This is a genomic window from Streptomyces luteogriseus (genome assembly GCF_014205055.1).
GTDB classification, from domain to species: domain Bacteria; phylum Actinomycetota; class Actinomycetes; order Streptomycetales; family Streptomycetaceae; genus Streptomyces; species Streptomyces luteogriseus.
The window spans coordinates 5,859,568-5,876,579 of sequence record NZ_JACHMS010000001.1 but is presented as its reverse complement, the minus strand read 5'-3'; the positions used below and the strand labels follow the sequence as shown (position 1 = coordinate 5,876,579).

Genomic DNA, 17,012 nt, shown 5'->3' with positions numbered 1-17,012 from the left:
GACAAAAAGTGCGCTATACCACTTCGCCATAGCACTCATCACGGAGCGTGAGGGGCGTTGTCCCGGTATTTCACCAATCATGGTGGCGACTAGTGACAGTTTCGTCACGCAGTGCAAGGGTGCCGGGCATGACGACTCACGGGGGCTTCGAGCCCGTCTTCTGCACCATCGTTCCGCCCCATGTCCTCGACAAGCTCGCCCAGGCCGAGGACCCCTCGCTCGCCGGTCCCGCCCGCCGCACCCTCCAGCGCGACGCCTACGAGCGCACCCAGCGCCGCCTCACCACGGTCATCGGCGCCACCGCCGTCGCCGCGGCCGCCGACGGCAAGCCGCAGCGCACCGTCCACGACGCCCGGCACGGCACCGACCTGCCCGGCCACAAGGTCCGCGGCGAGGGCGACAAGCCCGGCAAGGACGCCACCGTCAACCGCGCCTACGCCGGCCTCGGCGCCACCTTCGAGCTGTTCCTCCAGGCCTACCGACGCGACTCGATCGACGGGAACGGCCTCCCGCTGAACGCGACGGTGCACTACGACCGCGACTACAACAACGCCTTCTGGAACGGCGAGCAGATGGTGTTCGGCGACGGGGACGGGGAGATCTTCCTCGACTTCACCATCCCGATCGACGTCATCGGCCACGAACTCGCGCACGGCGTCACCCAGTACACGGCCAACCTCACCTACTTCGGCCAGCCCGGCGCGCTCAACGAGTCCCTGTCGGATGTCTTCGGCGCCCTGATCAAGCAGTACACGCTCGGCCAGACCGCCGCCGAGGCCGACTGGCTGATCGGAGCGGGCCTGCTCGCCCCGCGCGTGACCGGCACGGCGCTGCGCTCCATGAAGAAGCCGGGCACGGCGTACGACGACGACGTCCTCGGCAAGGACCCGCAGCCGGCGACGATGGACGACTTCGTGCGCACCGGCCGCGACAACGGCGGCGTCCACATCAACTCGGGCATCCCGAACCACGCCTTCTACCTCGCGGCCACGGCCCTCGGCGGCCACGCCTGGGAGCGGGCCGGACAGGTCTGGTACGACGTCCTGACCGGCGGCGAACTGGAGCAGCAGGCGATGTTCGCCGACTTCGCGACCCTCACCGTGAAGGCCGCCCGGGAGCGCTTCGGCGACGGGGAGGAACTGGACGCCGTGTCGAAGGCCTGGGAGCAGGTCGGGGTGCGGACCCTGTAGTTCCGTACTAGACAGGAGCCATGCGTATTCAGGTGCGGCGCACGGGCGGGTTCGCGGGCATCGAGCGGCATGCCGAGGTGGACACCTCGGACCGGCCCGATGCCTCCGCGTGGCACGCCCTCGCGGAGCAGGCCGTGGCCGCCGGCCGGAGCACACCGCCGGTCGGGGTCCCGGACGGGTTCACCTACCAGCTCACCGTGGACGGGAAGACCGTGTACTGCGCGGATCCCCGACTGACGGACGAGCAGCGGAAGCTGATCTCGCGGGTGCTGAAGGAAGGGGCCTGACGGGTTCTCGTCACCGGCCGGGCAACAGCTCCTTCCCGCCCGGCCGTTGACTTCCGTTACCACCGGTACGGATGATCCAGCGCATGGCCACTGACACAGGCAGTCCGATCCCCCGCTTCCCGTCCGGCTTCCTCTGGGGCGTCTCCACCTCGGCGCACCAGATCGAGGGCGCCGCGGACGAGCGCGAGCCCTCCGTGTGGGACGCCTTCACGGCCGAGCCGGGACGGGTGAAGGACGGCTCGACGGCGGCGGTGGCCTGCGACCACGTCCACCGCCACCGCGAGGACGTGGCACTCCTGGCCGGCCTGGGCGTGAACGCCTACCGCTTCTCCGTCTCCTGGCCGCGGGTGCGCTCCGAGAAGGGTCTGGACTTCTACGACCGGCTGGTCGACGACCTGTGCGCGGCCGGCGTCCGCCCGGTGCCGACGCTGTTCCACTGGGACCTGCCCGCCGACCTGGACTGGCTGGAGCGGGACACGGCCGAGCGCTTCGCCGAGTACGTGGCGCTGGTCGCGGACCGTCTCGGCGACCGCGTGACCAAGTGGATCACCCTGAACGAACCCGCCGAGCACACCCTGCTGGGCCACGCCCTGGGCACGCACGCGCCGGGCAGACGACTGCTCTTCGACGCCCTGCCCGCCGCCCACCACCAGCTGCTCGCCCACGGCCTGGCCGTACGGGCCCTGCGCGCCTCGGGCGCGTCGGACATCGGCATCGCCAACTCGCACGGCCCGACCTGGGCGGCGTCGGCCGAGGCGGCGGACACGGAGGCGGCGGACTTCTACGACCTGCTGCTGAACCGCCTGTTCGCGGACCCGCTGCTGCTGGGCCGCTACCCCGACGGCATCGGCGAACTCATGCCGGGGGACGTCGAGGCGGACCTGAAGGTGATCGCCGAGCCGCTCGACTGGTACGGGATCAACTACTACGCCCCGACCCGGGTGGGAGCCCCGCAGGGCGCGGAGATCGAGTTCGGCGGGATCACCATGCCCGCCGAACTGCCCTTCTCCGTCCGGGAGATCGAGGGCCAGCCGGTCACGGACTTCGGCTGGCCCGTCGTCCCCGAAGGGCTCACCGAGCTCCTCACCTCCTTCCGCGACCGCTACGGCGACCGGCTCCCGCCCGTCGTCATCACCGAGAACGGCTGCTCCTACCCGGGCGTCGACGACCAGGACCGCATCGCCTACCTGGACGGCCACGTCCGGGCCCTGCACCGGGCGGTGGAGGCGGGCGTCGACGTGCGCGGCTACTTCGTCTGGTCCCTGCTCGACAACTTCGAGTGGGCGGAGGGCTACGCACGCCGCTTCGGCCTGGTCCACGTCGACTTCGACACCCTGGAGCGCACCCCCAAGGCGTCCTACCACTGGTACCGGGAGCTGCTGAGGGCACAGGGGCCTACGGCTTGATGCCCACCCCGGTCCACAGGCTGACCTCGGCGTCCGTCGGGGCGCCGCCCCCGGTCGCGTCGGGCCGCCAGCGGTGGCCCACGCTGACGCCCGGATCCAGGCCCTCGAAGAAGCGGGCGACCTCCTCCCGCGAGCGGAACCGCACCGGCGTGCCGGCCGAGGTGTAGATGTCGGTGGCAGGCAGATGGTTGCAGCGTGAACTGCTCTACGAGCATAGTTACTTGTGTGACCAGGGTTCCGGAAGCAACAACTCCCCCAACCGGCCGGTCCGTTGTCCGCTCGCCCCTTCCTTGACTTCGCCCACCCCCCACGGAAGGCGATCGCCGTGTCCCCCCACACGACATCCACCCCCCGGTTCCTGGACGCGGTGCGCCCGGACCGCACCGACTGGCTGGAGCTGCCCCCACAGCGGACCAGCGTCAGAGTCGCCCGCCGCGCCACGGGCGCGCGCCTGGCCTCGTGGCAGGTGCCCGAGGAGGTGTGCGCGAGCGCCGTGCTGCTCGTGTCCGAGCTGGTCACCAACGCCGTGCTGCACACACTCAGCGAACGGATCCTGTGCGGCGTCCAGCTGATGACGGACGCGCGCTTCCGGCTGGAGGTCCACGACGGCGACCTCACGGGCCGCGGCATCCCCGACCGCTGCCCCGGCCCCGACGACGAGGGTGGCCGCGGCCTGTTGCTCGTCCGGGAGATAGCCGACAGCTGGGGCATCACCCGCTCGACCCTCACGGGCGGAAACGCGGTGTGGGCGAGCCTGGGGACGGCTTTATAACGCGGTACGAGCCTCAAGGGGCCCGGTTGCCCCGCGAGACCTCAGAACCCCAGCTTGCGCAACTGCCTCGGATCCCGCTGCCAGTCCTTCGCCACCTTCACGTGCAGGTCCAGGCTGTATCGACATGCGGCTACCGCCGCGCGGCGGACGCGCCCAGCAAAGCCCCGAACCACCAGACAAGCCCGACGCCGACCAGCCACAAACCCCCGACGACGCCTCAGAACCCCAGCTTGCGCAACTGCCTCGGATCCCGCTGCCAGTCCTTCGCCACCTTCACGTGCAGGTCCAGGAAGACGGGCGTGCCCAGCAGCGCCTCGATCTGCTTGCGGGACTTGATGCCGACCTCCTTCAGGCGCTTGCCCTTGGGGCCGATGATGATGCCCTTCTGGCTGGGGCGCTCGATGTAGACGAAGGCGTGGATGTCGAGGAGGGGCTTGTCGGCGGGGCGGTCCTCGCGGGGAAGCATCTCCTCGACGACGACGGCGATGGAGTGCGGCAGCTCGTCGCGCACGCCCTCCAGCGCCGCCTCGCGGATCAGCTCCGCGATCATGACCTGCTCGGGCTCGTCGGTCAGGTCGCCCTCGGGGTAGAGCGCCGGGCCCTCGGGCAGCAGGGGCACGAGCAGGTCGGCCAGCAGACCCACCTGATCGTCGCCGACCGCCGAGACCGGGACGATCTCCGCCCACTCGAAGCCCAGCTCCTTGCCGAGCTGATCGATGGCGATCAGCTGCTCGGCGAGCGTCTTGCTGTCCACGAGGTCGGTCTTGGTGACGATCGCGATCTTCGGCGTCTTCTTGATGGACGCCAGTTCCTTCGCGATGAACCGGTCGCCGGGGCCGAGCTTCTCGTTCGCCGGCAGACAGAAGCCGATCACGTCGACCTCGGCCCACGTCGTGCGCACGACGTCGTTCAGCCGCTCGCCCAGCAGCGTGCGCGGCTTGTGCAGCCCCGGGGTGTCGACCAGGATCAGCTGGGCGTCCGGGCGGTGCACGATGCCCCGCACGGTGTGCCGCGTCGTCTGCGGCTGGTTCGCCGTGATCGCCACCTTCTGGCCGACCAGAGCATTCGTGAGGGTGGACTTGCCCGCGTTGGGACGGCCCACGAAGCAGGCGAAACCGGCCCTGTGGACGGCGTCGGCCGGCTCTTCGGATGACTGGGTACGAACGCTCATGCCGCCCATTCTCCCTGATCCCCGGAGCCGCCCCGTACCGGACGGGCTTCGAGAGCTTTCCGAAACCCTCACGCAACGAAACGTCACGGAAACACACCCGTACGCGACCGGAAACGAGGGCCGGTGAACCTCTGACGAGCCCCCGGACCGTTGGAGACGACCGTGACCCTCGCCGCCGCAAGCGCCGACACCGGTGACACCGCCTGGCTGCTCGCCGCCACCGCCCTCGTCCTGCTGATGACCCCGGGCCTGGCCCTCTTCTACGGCGGCATGGTCCGCACGAAGAGCGTGCTCAACATGCTGATGATGAGCTTCGTGTCGATCGCGCTGGTGACGGTGGTGTGGCTGGCGGCCGGCTACTCCCTGGCCTTCGGCGAGGACGCGGCGGGCGGACTCATCGGCGGGCTGGACCACGTCGGCATGAGCGGGCTCGGCCCGGACAGCGTCCAGGGCACGGTGCCCACGGTCCTGTTCGCCACCTTCCAGCTCACCTTCGCGATCGTCACGGCCGCGCTGGTCAGCGGCGCGGTCGCCGACCGGGCGAAGTTCGCCGCGTGGCTGGTCTTCGTGCCGGTGTGGGCGCTGCTCGTATACGTTCCGGTCGCGCACTGGGTGTGGGGCCCGGGTGGCTGGATCCTGGAGAGGCTCGGCGCCCTGGACTTCGCGGGCGGGCTGCCCGTGGAGATCGTGTCCGGCGCCTCGGGGCTGGCGTTGTGCCTGGTCCTGGGCCCGCGCATGGGCTTCAAGAAGGACGCCATGCGCCCGCACAACCTGCCCATGGTGATGCTGGGCGCCGGTCTGCTCTGGTTCGGCTGGTTCGGCTTCAACGCCGGCTCGGCGCTCGGCGCCAACGGTCTCGCGGCCGCCGCGTTCCTCAACACCCTGGCCGCGGGCTGCACGGGCCTGCTCGGCTGGCTCTTCGTGGAGCAGAAGCGCGACGGCCATCCGACGACCCTGGGCGCCGCGTCCGGCGCGGTCGCCGGTCTGGTGGCCATCACCCCGTCCTGCGGGTCCGTCTCCCTGCTCGGCGCGCTGGTCGTGGGCCTCGCCGCCGGTGTCGTCTGCTCGTACGCCGTGAGCTGGAAGTTCAAGCTGAACTACGACGACTCCCTGGACGTCGTCGGCGTCCACCTGGTCGGCGGTGTCATCGGCACGCTCCTCATCGGCGTCTTCGCCGTCGAGTCGATGACGGGCGGCGCCGAGGGCCTCCTCTACGGCGGCGGCCTCGCCCAGCTCGGCAAGCAACTGCTGGCCGTGGTCGTGGTGGCGGCGTACGCGTTCGGCGTGACCTACGGAATCGGCAGGCTGATCGACGCCACGATGGGCCTGCGCGCCACCGAGGAGCAGGAGCAGACCGGCCTGGACCTTACGGTGCACGCCGAGACGGCCTACGATCACGGGGTCCTGGGCCACGGTGCCCCGGTCTCCTCCTCCGTCGTCTCCCCCGCCCAGAAGGTCACCCCCCAGGCATGAAGCTCATCACCGCGATCGTCAAGCCGTACCGCCTCGACGAGGTCAAGAACGCCCTGCAGGAACTCGGCGTGCACGGCCTGACCGTGAGCGAGGCCAGCGGCTACGGCCGGCAGCGCGGTCACACCGAGGTGTACCGCGGCGCCGAGTACCAGGTCGACCTGGTGCCCAAGGTCCGGATCGAGGTCGTCGTCGAGGACGCGGTGGCCGAGGACGTCATCGACGCGATCGTGAAGGCCGCGCACACCGGCAAGATCGGCGACGGCAAGGTGTGGGCGCTGCCCGTCGACACGGTCGTACGGGTGCGGACGGGCGAGCGCGGCCCCGACGCGCTCTGACACCGGGGCCGCGCTCGCGGTCGTTCTCAGTCGAACACGAACGGGCCCGGCGACTGCGGCCCGGCCGCCGTGCAGGTGATGGTGATGCCGAAGACGGTCATCTTCAGCGAGCCGCCGAAGGCCTCCAGGCTGTCGCCGGAGGCCACGGTGCCGCTGAGCGGGCCGACCTCGACGGGTGCGCCGGCGGCCATCGCCGGGTTCTCCGTTCCGGAGAAGTCGACGGTGCCGCCGCCGGCCTTCACCAGGGTGAGGGTGGACGAGATCGAGTCCTCTCCCAGCGCGATGGGCGCCGTGATCGCGGAGGACTTGACGGTGAGGGTGGCGGCGGTGCCGTCCTGCGTGGCCGTGAGGGTGGCCTCGCCGCTGCCGAAGGTGCCGCAGTCCGCGCTGATCGTCGCCGTCTGGGGGGTGACGGCCAGGGCCGCGGGGGCGAAGGCGAGCCCGGTGACCGCGAGGGCTCCGGCCGCCAGTGCCGCACCTGCTCCGATTCGCTTGCGTCTCATGGGATTCCGGCTCCGTTTCCGTGGGGGGCGGACCGCTCGGCGCAGGGATGCGGGCACACCGCCGAGAGTCGAACCTGACGGTCCGTCGGAATGGACGGTTCCATTGATGCGTGTGGGGCAGGCGGCGGCAAGGTTGAAAACTGGCCTAATTACCGCCGGTTACAGCGAAGTTCAGCCGGCGGTGACGGTGGTCCGGACCGTTCCGTCGGGCCCCGCCACCAACACCGGCGTGCCCGCACCGCCGAGATCCCGTACGGCCGCCCGATCCGCGTCGGACGCGGTCTCCGCCTCCGTCACGACCGCCGCCGCTTCCAGGGACGTCGCGCCCGAGGCCACCGCCATCGCCACCGCGGTCTGCAGGGCACTGAGCTTCAGGGAGTCGAGGGCCACGGTGCCCGCGACATAGGTGCGTCCGGTCTCGTCCCGTACGGCCGCGCCCTCCGGCACGCCGTTGCGGGCCCGCGCGGAACGGGCCAGGGTGACGATCTTGCGGTCCTCGGGGTCGAGCGCGCTGCTGTCGGTCATGATCCGAGCATACGTAGCGAGCGCCCCGGGCCCGTCTCAGGGCCGGTCGAGGCGGAGGCGGTCCGCTCGGGGCAGACCCGCGACGACCAGGTCGTAGGAGTCCTCGACGAGCTCGCGGACGAGCTGGTCCGGGAGGTCGCCGTCGGCCGTGACGGTGTTCCAGTGGCGCTTGTTCATGTGCCAGCCGGGGACGATGAGGCCCTCGTGCTCGCCGCGGAGGCGCACCGCTTCGTCCGGGTCGCACTTGAGGTTGACCTTGAGGGGACGCGCGTCGAGGTGGGACAGGGCGAAGAGCTTGCCCCGCACCTTGAAGACCGAGATCTCGGGGCTGAAGGGGAAGTCCTCCACCGCCGCATTGAAGGACAGACAGAACGCGCGCAGTTCCTGCGGGGTCACTCCGGCTTCTCCTCCTCGGGCGGGTCCGCCGGGCCCACCGGCTCCGCCAGCACCGTCACGATCTTGTTCCGGCGACCGGCCGCGGCCTCCGCGGTCAGCCGCAGTTCCCGGCCGTCGGGAAGGTCCACGACGGACGAGGCTCCGGCGATGGGGACGCGCCCCAGTGCCTTGGCCAGCAGGCCGCCGACCGTCTCGACGTCCTCGTCGTCGAACTCCTCCAGGCCGTACAGCTCGCCCAGGTCGCCGATGTCGAGGCGGGCCGTGACGCGGAAGCGGTCGTCGCCGAGCTCCTCGACCGGCGGCAGTTCACGGTCGTACTCGTCGGTGATCTCGCCGACGATCTCCTCGAGGATGTCCTCGATGGTGACGATGCCGGCGGTACCGCCGTACTCGTCGATGACGACGGCGACGTGGTTGCGCTCCTTCTGCATCTCGCGCAGCAGGTCGCCGGCGTTCTTGGTGTCGGGTACGAAGAACGCCGGGCGCATGGCGGTCGAGACCTGCTCGGACTCGGCGTCGCGGCTGATGTGCGTCCTGCGGACCAGGTCCTTCAGATACACGATGCCGACGATGTCGTCCTCGCTCTCCCCGGTCACCGGGATGCGCGAGAAGCCGGAGCGCAGGGCGAGGGTGAGGGCCTGGCGGATGGTCTTGAAACGCTCGATGACCACCAGGTCCGTGCGCGGGACCATGACCTCGCGGACGAGGGTGTCGCCGAGCTCGAAGACGGAGTGCACCATGCGGCGCTCCTCGTCCTCGATGAGGGACTCCTTCTCGGCGAGGTCGACCAGGGCGCGCAGCTCCGCCTCGGAGGCGAAGGGGCCGCGGCGGAAGCCCTTGCCGGGGGTGAGCGCGTTGCCGATGAGGATCAGCAGCGACGGGATCGGGCCCATGATCCGGGCCAGCGGCACCAGGACGTACGCCGAGACCGTCGCGGTGTTCAGCGGGTGCTGGCGGCCGATGGTGCGCGGGGAGACGCCGACGGCCACGTACGACACGAGGACCATGACCGCGATGGCGACCAGGAGGGCCTCGGTGGTGCCGTCGAACGCCTTCAGACAGCCGTAGGTGATCAGCGCGGCGGCGGCCATCTCGCAGGCGACGCGGACCAGCAGCGCCACGTTGAGGTAGCGGGTCGGGTCCGCGGCGACCTGGGAGAGCTTGGCGCTGCCGCGGCGGCCGGAGCGCACGGCCTCCTCGGCGCGGAAGCTGGAGACGCGCGCGAGGCCCGCCTCCGCGCAGGCGGCGAGCCAGGCCACGACCACCAGGGCGATGGCGCCCAGGGCGAGTTGAGGACTCATCGGCGGATCAGGAAACCGTCGGAGCCGGGGACGGGCCGGTCAGGCCCCGCTCCGCGCGCCAGCCGTCCACGATGGCCGCCTGGAGGCCGAACATCTCGGCCTTCTCGTCCGGTTCCTCGTGGTCGTAGCCCAGCAGGTGCAGCACCCCGTGGACGGTGAGCAGTTGGAGCTCCTCGTCCATGGAGTGCTCCGTGTCAGCGTCCTTGCCCTGCTTCTCGGCGACCTCGGGGCACAGCACGATGTCGCCGAGAAGCCCCTGCGGCGGCTCGTCGTCGTCCTTGGAGGGCGGGCGCAGCTCGTCCATCGGGAAGGACATGACATCCGTCGGACCGGGGAGGTCCATCCACTGGATGTGGAGCTGCTCCATGGCGTCGGCGTCCACGACGATCACCGAGAGCTCGGAGAGCGGGTGGATGCGCATCCGTGCGAGCGCGTAGCGGGCGATGTCGAGGATCGCCTGTTCGTCGACCTCGGTGCCGGACTCGTTGTTGACGTCGATCGACATGGTGCTGTGTGTGTCTACTTCCCCTTGTGCCCGGACTTGCCGCGGCTCTTGTGCGTGCCGTTCTGGGTGCCGTGCGTGGTGTCGTACTTCTCGTACGCGTCGACGATACGGCCCACCAGCCTGTGCCGGACGACGTCCTGGGACGACAGCCGGGAGAAATGGACGTCCTCGACACCCTCCAGGATGTCCTGCACCTGGCGCAGACCGCTCTTCGTCCCGTCCGGCAGGTCGACCTGCGTCACGTCACCCGTGATCACGATCTTCGACTCGAAGCCGAGGCGGGTGAGGAACATCTTCATCTGCTCGGGGCTCGTGTTCTGGGCCTCGTCCAGGATGATGAAGGCGTCATTGAGGGTGCGACCCCTCATATACGCCAGGGGCGCGACCTCGATCGTGCCCGCCGCCATCAGCCGCGGGATCGAGTCCGGGTCGAGCATGTCGTGCAGCGCGTCGTAGAGCGGGCGCAGGTACGGGTCGATCTTCTCGTAGAGCGTGCCCGGGAGGAAGCCGAGCCGCTCTCCGGCCTCGACCGCGGGGCGGGTCAGGATGATGCGGTTGACCTGCTTGGACTGCAGGGCCTGCACCGCCTTGGCCATCGCCAGGTAGGTCTTGCCGGTGCCCGCGGGGCCGATGCCGAAGACGATCGTGTGCTTGTCGATCGCGTCGACGTAGCGCTTCTGGTTGAGCGTCTTGGGGCGGATCGTGCGGCCGCGCGAGGACAGGATGTTCTGCGTGAGCACCTGGGCCGGGGTCTCCTGGCCGTCGCTCTCGCCGTTGTCGCTCGCCTTCAGCATGGCGATCGAGCGTTCCACTGCGTCCTCCGTCATCGGCTGCCCGGTGCGGAGCACCAGCATCATCTCGTCGAACACGCGCGAAATGAGGGCGACGTCCTTCGGGTCGCCGACCGCGCTGATCTCGTTGCCCCGGACATGGATGTCGGCCGCCGGGAAGGCCTTCTCGATCACGCGCAGGAGGGAGTCGCCGGACCCCAGCACGGTCACCATGGGGTGCTGGGCGGGGACGGTGAGCTGCGCTCTCGCCTGCTCCTGCGCGGGGGTGTGAGCTGTCGGTGATTGAGTCATGGGCCGGCGCTTAAGGCCTGCGGTTCCTCCTCGTCACGGCCGCACAGCTGAGGGCGGCCTCGCGACTCCCAGGGTACGACGGGGGAGTGACAACGCCGTAGGGGTTTTGGGGCCGCTGTTTCCACCGGCGCCTCACGAGCACCTCACGCCGAGCGCCGGAAACCGATCGTCGGCACGGCCCTGCGCAGCGGCCAGGGCCGCACCAGTTCCTCCGACACCAGCTCCGCCAGGAACCCGTACCGCTCCAGCGCCGCCGGCGACTGCCCCTCGACGGACTGGACCTTCCGCCACCACGCCGCGATCTCGGACCAGCCCGGCGCCGACAGCGACCCGCCGAACTCCTGCACCGACAGTGCCGCGGTCAGCCCGGCGAAGGCCAGCCGGTCCGCGAGCGACCAGTCGGCCAGGGTGCCGGCCACGAATCCGGCGACGAACACGTCACCGGCCCCGGTCGGATCGAGCGCCTCGACCGCGATGGCCGGCACCTCCGCCGTCTCCCCCGTCCGCCGGTCCACGGCGTACGCACCGTCCGCGCCGAGGGTGACCACCGCGAGCGGCACGTACTCGGTGAGGGCGTGCGCGGCGGCCCGAGGGCAGTCCGCGCCCGTGTACCGCATGGCCTCCTGCGCGTTGGGCAGGAACGCCTCGCAGTGCCGCAGGTCGGGCAGCCCCGCCAGGTCCCACGCCCCGGTGTCGTCCCAGCCGACGTCGCCGAACACCCGGGTGCCGTTGCCCGCGGCCTGGGCGATCCAGGGGGCGCTCACGCCGGGGGCGAGGGAGGCGACGGCGGCACGCGCGTGTGAGGGGCAGACGGGCGCGGGCTCCTCGGGGGGCGGCTCGTGGCCGTGCGAGACCATCGTGCGCTCGCCCTCGTAGGCCATGGAGACGGTCACCGGGGAGTGCCAGCCGGGCACCGTACGCGACGGGGAGAGGTCGATGCCCTCGCCGTGCTCCAGGGCGTCCCAGCAGTAGTCGCCGTAGTGGTCGTCGCCGAAGGCGGCCGCGAGGGACGTGCGCAGGCCGAGGCGGGCCAGGGCCGTGGCCATGTTGGCGACGCCGCCGGGGCTCGACCCCATGCCCCGCGCCCAGGACTCCGTCCCGCGCACCGGGGCGGAGTCGAGCCCGGTGAAGATGATGTCCAGGAAGACGGTGCCGGTGAGGTAGACGTCCCAGGGCGGGTCGTCCGGCCTGCGCAGCGGGGCGAGGGGATCGACCTGGCTCTGGCGGTGCGATCCCTTTCCGGCCGGTCCCTTTCCGGCCGGGGCGGTGGACGCGGTCACTGTGCGCTCCCTGACGTGGTGCGGATCAGGCCAGTCTGCACCACATCACCGACGACGTGACGCCGATCACGCCGGGCCCACCCGTCCCGTCAGCTCGCGCCGGGCCCCCGCACGCTCCCCTCCCCCGGCCTCGGCGAGCCTCACCAGCGGGGCATCGCGGGGGTCACCCACTCCGGGTCGGCGATCCGCATCGCGGCCGCGTCGTCACGGTCGCGCAGGGCGCCGTCGTCGTCCAGCCAGCGCTGGTGCAGTGCGGCCAGCCGCGCGCGGTCGAGCTCCACACCGAGGCCGGGGGTGTCGGACACGGCGACCTTGCCGCCCTCGAAGGTGAGCCGCTCGGTGAGGACGTCCTCGGACTGCCAGGGGTAGTGGGAGTCGCAGGCGTGGTGGAGGTCCGGGACGGTGGCCGCCACGTGGGTCATCGCGGCGAGCGAGATGCCGAGGTGGGTGTTGGAGTGCATCGACACGCCGACGCCGAAGGTGCGGCAGACGGCGGCGAGCTGCTGGGTGTTGCGCAGTCCGCCCCAGTAGTGGTGGTCGGAGAGCACGACCTGGACGGCGCCCCGGGTGAAGGCCTCCCGGATCTCGGCGAAGGTCGTCACGCACATGTTGGTGGCGAGCGGCACCCCGGTGCGCTCGGCGACCTCGGCCATGGCGGGTGTGCCGAGCGCCGGGTCCTCCAGGTACTCCAGGACCTCGCCGAGTTCCTCGGCCACCTTCACCGAGGTCTCCACGGACCAGGCGCCGTTGGGGTCGAGCCGCAGCGGATGCCCGGGGAACGCCTCGGCCAGGGCCTTGATCGCGGCGATCTCCTCGTCGGGCGGGAAGACGCCGCCCTTGAGCTTGAAGGAGGTGAAGCCGTACCGCTCCGTGAAGCGGCGGGCCTGCTCCACGACCCCCGCCGGGTCGACGGCGGCGCCCCAGTCGTCCTTCTCCGCGGGTACACCCTCGGGGTGGCCGGCCCACTTGTAGAACAGGTAGGCGCTGTACTCGACGGCGTCGCGCACCTTGCCGCCGAGCAGCGCGTGCACGGGCAGTCCGAGTGCCTTGCCGAGGGCGTCCAGGCAGGCGACCTCGAAGCCGGAGACGACGGACAGCCTCAGCTTGTCGGCGGTCTGGACACCGCGCAGCCCGCCGACGTCGACGGCGTTCTCGACGCGGGAGGCGTCCACCGCGACCCGGTCCGCGACCGTGAACAGGCCGTTCAGGTCGCTGACCTGGCGTCCCTTCAGCCGCTCTGCGAAGGGCCGGGCCAGCTCCAGGTACTTGGCGTCGCCGTAGGTCTCCCCCACGCCGGTGATCCCGTCGGCCGTGACGACCTCGACGATGAGCCGGGGTGTGTACGGCTGGTGGACGCCCTGGGTGTTCAGCAGCGGCGGGTCCGCGACCAGGATCGGCGTGAGCCGAACGTCGGTGATGGTGAGGTTCACAGGGAGGCTCCCACGAGGTCGAGGCCGGCGGTGAGGAGGGCGGTGAGGGCGGCCACGTCGGCGGGTGAGGGGTCGGTGAGCGGAGCGCGGACCGGGCCGACCCGGTGGCCGCGGAGCCGGGCCGCCGCCTTCACCAGGGACACGGCGTACCCGGGGACGCGGTCGCGCAGTTCGACGAGCGGGACGTAGAAGTCGCGCAGCAGCTTGTCGACGGTGCCGTGGTCGTGGTCGCGCAGGGCGGTGAAGAAGGCGCCGGCGATCTCGGGGGCGAAGGCGTGGACGGCGGAGGAGTAGGCGGGGACGCCGACGGTGGCGTAGGCGCGGGCCTGGATCTCGGCGGTGGAGGCGCCGTTGAAGAACAGGAAGTCCTCGGGTGCGGCCAGGGTGAGGCGCTGGAGCCGGTCGAGGTCGCTGTGGCCGTCCTTGAGGCCGATGACGTTCGGCAGGGCGGCGATGTGGCGGAGCGAGTCGGCGGTGAAGGCGACCTGGCCGCGCTGGTAGGCGATCAGGGGCAGCGGGGTGCGGGCGGTGATCTGCTCCAGCTGGGCGACCAGGCCGTCCTGCGGGGCGGCGACCAGATAGTGCGGCAGCACCAGGAGTGCGTCGGCCCCGGCGTCCTCGGCGATGCGCGCGAACCGGACGGCCTGCGCCCAGCCGTAGCCGGTGCCGGCGACCACGGGGACGCGGCCGGCGGCCTCCTCGACGGTGATGGTGACGACCTGCCGGTACTCGTCCTCGTCGAGTGAGAAGAACTCGCCGGTGCCGCAGGCCGGGAAGACGGCGCCGGGCCCGGCGGCGAGCCGCTCGGCGACATAGGCGCGGTAGCCGTCCGGGTCGAGGGTGCCGTCGTCGCGGAAGGCGGTCAGCGGGAACGACAGCACGCCGCCCGCCATGCCGTCCCTCAGCCGCTGCGCGACCGCCGCCGGTCCAGCGCTCACGGTCATCACCCAGTCATCTCCTTATGTAGACGCCATCTATATATGAGAATGAGGGCTGGGTATGCGAACGTCAACCGCCCGGGCGGCCCGATTACCATCGGTACATGTCAGACACAGGGGGCGTCCGCGAGGTGAAGTCCGCGGCGCGCACGGTCGAGCTGCTGGAACTCCTCGCCGCACGCGGCGACCGTCCGGCCCGGCTCCAGGAACTGGCCGACGCACTCGGCGTGCCGCGCAGCTCGATGTACGCGCTGCTGCAGACCCTGATCTCGCGCGGCTGGGTCCGCACCGACGTCACCGGCTCCCTGTACGGCATCGGCATCCACGCCCTGCTCACCGGCACCAGCTACCTCGACTCCGACCCGCGGGTCCGGGCGGTGCGGCCATACCTCGACGAGGCGTCCGAGGCGCTCGGCGAGACCATCCACATGGGCCGGCTGGACGGCCGGGACGTGGCATATCTGGCCACGCGGGAGTCGCACGAGTACCTGCGGACGATCAGCCGGGTGGGACGGCGCCTGCCCGCGCACGTCGGAGCCCTGGGCAAGGCGTTGCTGGCGGAACGCCCGGACGGCGAGCTGCCCGAGGGCCCCTACGACGCGCTGACCCCGAATTCGCACACGAGCCGGGAGTCCCTGCTGGCCGACCTCGCGGAGACCCGCTCGCGCGGCTGGTCCGTGGACCGCGAGGAGGGCGTGCCCGGCATCGTCGGCTTCGGGTTCGCGCTGCGCTACGACAGTCCGGCACTGGACGCGATCAGCTGCTCGGTGCCCGTGGCCCGGCTCACGCCCGCGCACGAGGAGCGGATCGTCGCCGTGATGCGGGAGATCCGGATCAAGGCCGAGGCGACGGTTCCGTCGGGGTCCGGATCGGTGCACTGGCGTTAGCGAGAACGCCGTGGGCACCCACTGAAAGCCGTTCGTTTACCCGGGCTTCACCACCCCAAACCCAACGTGCTCCAGATCACAGGCCCCGGGCTCCCGTGTGCGACTACGTGCTTGATACAAATTGCTCGCGCGTTCCTGTCCGTCGACGGTCGTCGCCCACCCCCCCTTTCCCCCGCTCCTTTCGCATGCCCTGGGAACGCCCGTGTTCGCCCCCCGCACCACTCCCTGGCCCCTCGTCGCCCTTTTCACGGCCGGGTACCTCGCTCCGTATCTGCTGCCCACCACCGTGGGCAGGCTCGACTCGGACCTTCCGCTCTCCGCCACGCAGGCCGGCGCCGTCGGCAGTGCCCTGCTGCTGAGTTCGGCCACCGCCGGATTCGTCCTCGCCTCCCGGGTCGAACGGGTCGGAGCCCGCACCCTCGCCCGGCTCGGCCTCGCCCTGGCCCTGCTCGGCTACGGCGGTGCCGCCCTGACCACCGCCGTTCCCGCCGTCGTCGCCGGCGCGATCGTCGGCGGGTTCGGCTCCGGCACGGCCACCACCGTCGCCGCGACCCTCATCGCCGGGCAGCGTGATCCGCACCGGGCCTCCACGGCCGGACTGCTCACCGTCTCCGCCCTCGCGGGCGCGGTGTACCTGACCGTGCCGCACCTCGGCCCGGGGCACGGCCTGCCGCTGGCCGCGATCGCCGTCACGGCCCTGGCCGTGTGGCCGCTCACCGGCCGCCTCCCCATCGGCACACCCGTCGCGCCCGCCCGGCACGACAAGGCCCGGCTGCCGCACGCCCGTTCGGGGCTGCTGCTGGCCGCCGCCATGGTCTACTGGTCGCTCGCCCAGAACTCCCTGTGGGGCGTGAGCGGACGCATCGGCCTGGAACAGGCGCACCTCGGTGAGGCCACCGTCGGCGTCGTCTTCGCCCTCGGACTGGGTGCCGGACTGGCCGGCGTCCTCGCGGCGGGCGCCCTCGGGGCCCGCCTCGGACGGGCGGTGCCCATCGGCGGCGGCACGGTCCTCATCGCCGTCTGCATCGCGCTCAGCGCCTCCGCGACCGACCTCGGGAGCTTCGCGGCGGGCGAGATCGCCTGGAACACGCTCTACCCGGTGGTGCTGTCGTACCTCATCGGCCTCGCCGCCTCGCTCGACCCGCGCGGCCGCTGGGCGGTGCTGGTCGGCTCGGCGTCCTCGCTGGGCACGGCCGCCGGGCCGCTGACCGGCAGTGTGCTGTCGGCGCAGGCCGGGTTCCCGGTCATGGGCGCGGTCCTCGGCGCCGGACTGCTGGTGATCGCCCTGCCGATGACCGCCGTCGCCCTGCACACCGGCGGACGCCCGCTGCTGCCCGGCGCGATCCGCCGCCGCGGCGGCCACCCGGCCGCCCTGGTCGCCGCCGCCACGGGCACGCCCACCGGCGCGATCCCCGAGATCGGCGCCCCGGAGCAGCCGGTGGTGGAGATCCCCGTGGAGGCCGCCGCCGTCCCCGCCCAGCGCGCCTACGACAAGGCGGGGTCGGAGGTCTTCTGAGACCCGCCCGGAGCC

At 71.5% G+C, this 17,012-nt stretch carries 18 protein-coding genes and 1 pseudogene; 8 read left to right on the top strand and 11 right to left on the bottom strand.

The features are described from left to right. Positions 1 to 128 precede the first annotated feature (128 nt). The 3 genes from BJ965_RS26065 (at position 129) to BJ965_RS26055 (ending at position 2,883) form a co-directional block, all read left to right on the top strand. Positions 129 to 1,190, top strand: coding sequence for a M4 family metallopeptidase (locus BJ965_RS26065; protein WP_184911305.1), 1,062 nt, complete (start codon positions 129 to 131; stop codon positions 1,188 to 1,190). Positions 1,191 to 1,210: 20 nt separating this feature from the next. Beyond that, positions 1,211 to 1,477 (top strand): protealysin inhibitor emfourin, encoded by a 267-nt coding sequence (locus BJ965_RS26060; RefSeq protein WP_184911303.1) that lies wholly within the window; start codon positions 1,211 to 1,213, stop codon positions 1,475 to 1,477. A gap of 71 nt (positions 1,478 to 1,548) precedes the next feature. Continuing rightward, positions 1,549 to 2,883, top strand: coding sequence for a GH1 family beta-glucosidase (locus BJ965_RS26055; RefSeq protein ID WP_184911301.1), 1,335 nt, complete (start codon positions 1,549 to 1,551; stop codon positions 2,881 to 2,883). Here the strand turns inward: BJ965_RS26055 and BJ965_RS26050 are convergent. Further along, positions 2,873 to 3,058: pseudogene (locus BJ965_RS26050) on the bottom strand (SAM-dependent methyltransferase); the annotation flags it as partial. The gene BJ965_RS26055 and the pseudogene BJ965_RS26050 overlap by 11 nt on opposite strands. A 150-nt stretch (positions 3,059 to 3,208) precedes the next feature. Here BJ965_RS26050 and BJ965_RS26045 point away from each other — a divergent pair. After that, a complete protein-coding gene (locus BJ965_RS26045) occupies positions 3,209 to 3,655 on the top strand; it encodes an ATP-binding protein (protein WP_184911299.1) in 447 nt (148 codons plus the stop codon). Between the two features lie 217 nt (positions 3,656 to 3,872). Here the strand turns inward: BJ965_RS26045 and era are convergent, their stop codons facing one another. Further along, entirely contained in the window at positions 3,873 to 4,835 is a 963-nt protein-coding gene (gene era / locus BJ965_RS26040; protein ID WP_184911297.1) for a GTPase Era, read from the bottom strand. A gap of 153 nt (positions 4,836 to 4,988) precedes the next feature. On the opposite strand from era, the gene BJ965_RS26035 reads away from it, so the two are divergent. Both BJ965_RS26035 and BJ965_RS26030 read left to right on the top strand, forming a co-directional pair. Next, positions 4,989 to 6,299: an ammonium transporter gene (locus tag BJ965_RS26035; protein ID WP_184911295.1), complete on the top strand. Its 1,311-nt coding sequence runs from the start codon at positions 4,989 to 4,991 to the stop codon at positions 6,297 to 6,299. Then, positions 6,296 to 6,634 (top strand): P-II family nitrogen regulator, encoded by a 339-nt coding sequence (locus BJ965_RS26030; protein ID WP_184911293.1) that lies wholly within the window; start codon positions 6,296 to 6,298, stop codon positions 6,632 to 6,634. The genes BJ965_RS26035 and BJ965_RS26030 overlap by 4 nt, the downstream gene beginning before the upstream one ends. Before the next feature lie 26 nt (positions 6,635 to 6,660). Here the strand turns inward: BJ965_RS26030 and BJ965_RS26025 are convergent, their stop codons facing one another. The 9 genes from BJ965_RS26025 to BJ965_RS25985 form a co-directional block, all read right to left on the bottom strand. Continuing rightward, the gene (locus BJ965_RS26025; RefSeq protein WP_184911291.1) at positions 6,661 to 7,137 is read right to left on the bottom strand and encodes a hypothetical protein; all 477 of its coding nucleotides are present in this window, start codon (positions 7,135 to 7,137) and stop codon (positions 6,661 to 6,663) included. Positions 7,138 to 7,308: 171 nt separating this feature from the next. After that, on the bottom strand, positions 7,309 to 7,662 hold the full coding sequence (locus BJ965_RS26020) for a cytidine deaminase (RefSeq protein WP_030836448.1): 354 nt from the start codon (positions 7,660 to 7,662) through the stop codon (positions 7,309 to 7,311). Positions 7,663 to 7,698: 36 nt separating this feature from the next. After that, positions 7,699 to 8,058 (bottom strand): MmcQ/YjbR family DNA-binding protein, encoded by a 360-nt coding sequence (locus tag BJ965_RS26015; RefSeq protein ID WP_184911289.1) that lies wholly within the window; start codon positions 8,056 to 8,058, stop codon positions 7,699 to 7,701. Beyond that, a complete protein-coding gene (locus tag BJ965_RS26010; protein ID WP_184911286.1) occupies positions 8,055 to 9,359 on the bottom strand; it encodes a hemolysin family protein in 1,305 nt (434 codons plus the stop codon). Before BJ965_RS26010 ends, BJ965_RS26015 begins: the two co-directional genes overlap by 4 nt. 7 nt (positions 9,360 to 9,366) lie before the next feature. Next, a complete protein-coding gene (ybeY, locus tag BJ965_RS26005; protein WP_184911285.1) occupies positions 9,367 to 9,864 on the bottom strand; it encodes an rRNA maturation RNase YbeY in 498 nt (165 codons plus the stop codon). Positions 9,865 to 9,878: 14 nt separating this feature from the next. Further along, complete coding sequence (locus BJ965_RS26000; protein WP_184911283.1) at positions 9,879 to 10,946, bottom strand: PhoH family protein; 1,068 nt, start codon at positions 10,944 to 10,946, stop codon at positions 9,879 to 9,881. A gap of 143 nt (positions 10,947 to 11,089) precedes the next feature. Beyond that, positions 11,090 to 12,226: a carbohydrate kinase family protein gene (locus BJ965_RS25995; protein WP_184911281.1), complete on the bottom strand. Its 1,137-nt coding sequence runs from the start codon at positions 12,224 to 12,226 to the stop codon at positions 11,090 to 11,092. A gap of 140 nt (positions 12,227 to 12,366) precedes the next feature. Beyond that, positions 12,367 to 13,656, bottom strand: coding sequence for a glucarate dehydratase family protein (locus BJ965_RS25990; protein ID WP_184911279.1), 1,290 nt, complete (start codon positions 13,654 to 13,656; stop codon positions 12,367 to 12,369). Then, positions 13,653 to 14,600, bottom strand: a complete 948-nt coding sequence (locus BJ965_RS25985; RefSeq protein WP_184911277.1) for a 5-dehydro-4-deoxyglucarate dehydratase — start codon at positions 14,598 to 14,600, stop codon at positions 13,653 to 13,655. Before BJ965_RS25985 ends, BJ965_RS25990 begins: the two co-directional genes overlap by 4 nt. 98 nt (positions 14,601 to 14,698) lie before the next feature. On the opposite strand from BJ965_RS25985, the gene BJ965_RS25980 reads away from it, so the two are divergent. Further along, a complete protein-coding gene (locus BJ965_RS25980; protein ID WP_184911276.1) occupies positions 14,699 to 15,481 on the top strand; it encodes an IclR family transcriptional regulator in 783 nt (260 codons plus the stop codon). 202 nt (positions 15,482 to 15,683) lie between these two features. After that, positions 15,684 to 16,997 carry an MFS transporter gene (locus BJ965_RS25975; RefSeq protein ID WP_184911274.1) on the top strand — a complete coding sequence of 438 codons (1,314 nt, stop codon included), beginning with the start codon at positions 15,684 to 15,686 and terminating at the stop codon, positions 16,995 to 16,997. Positions 16,998 to 17,012: the final 15 nt, after the last annotated feature.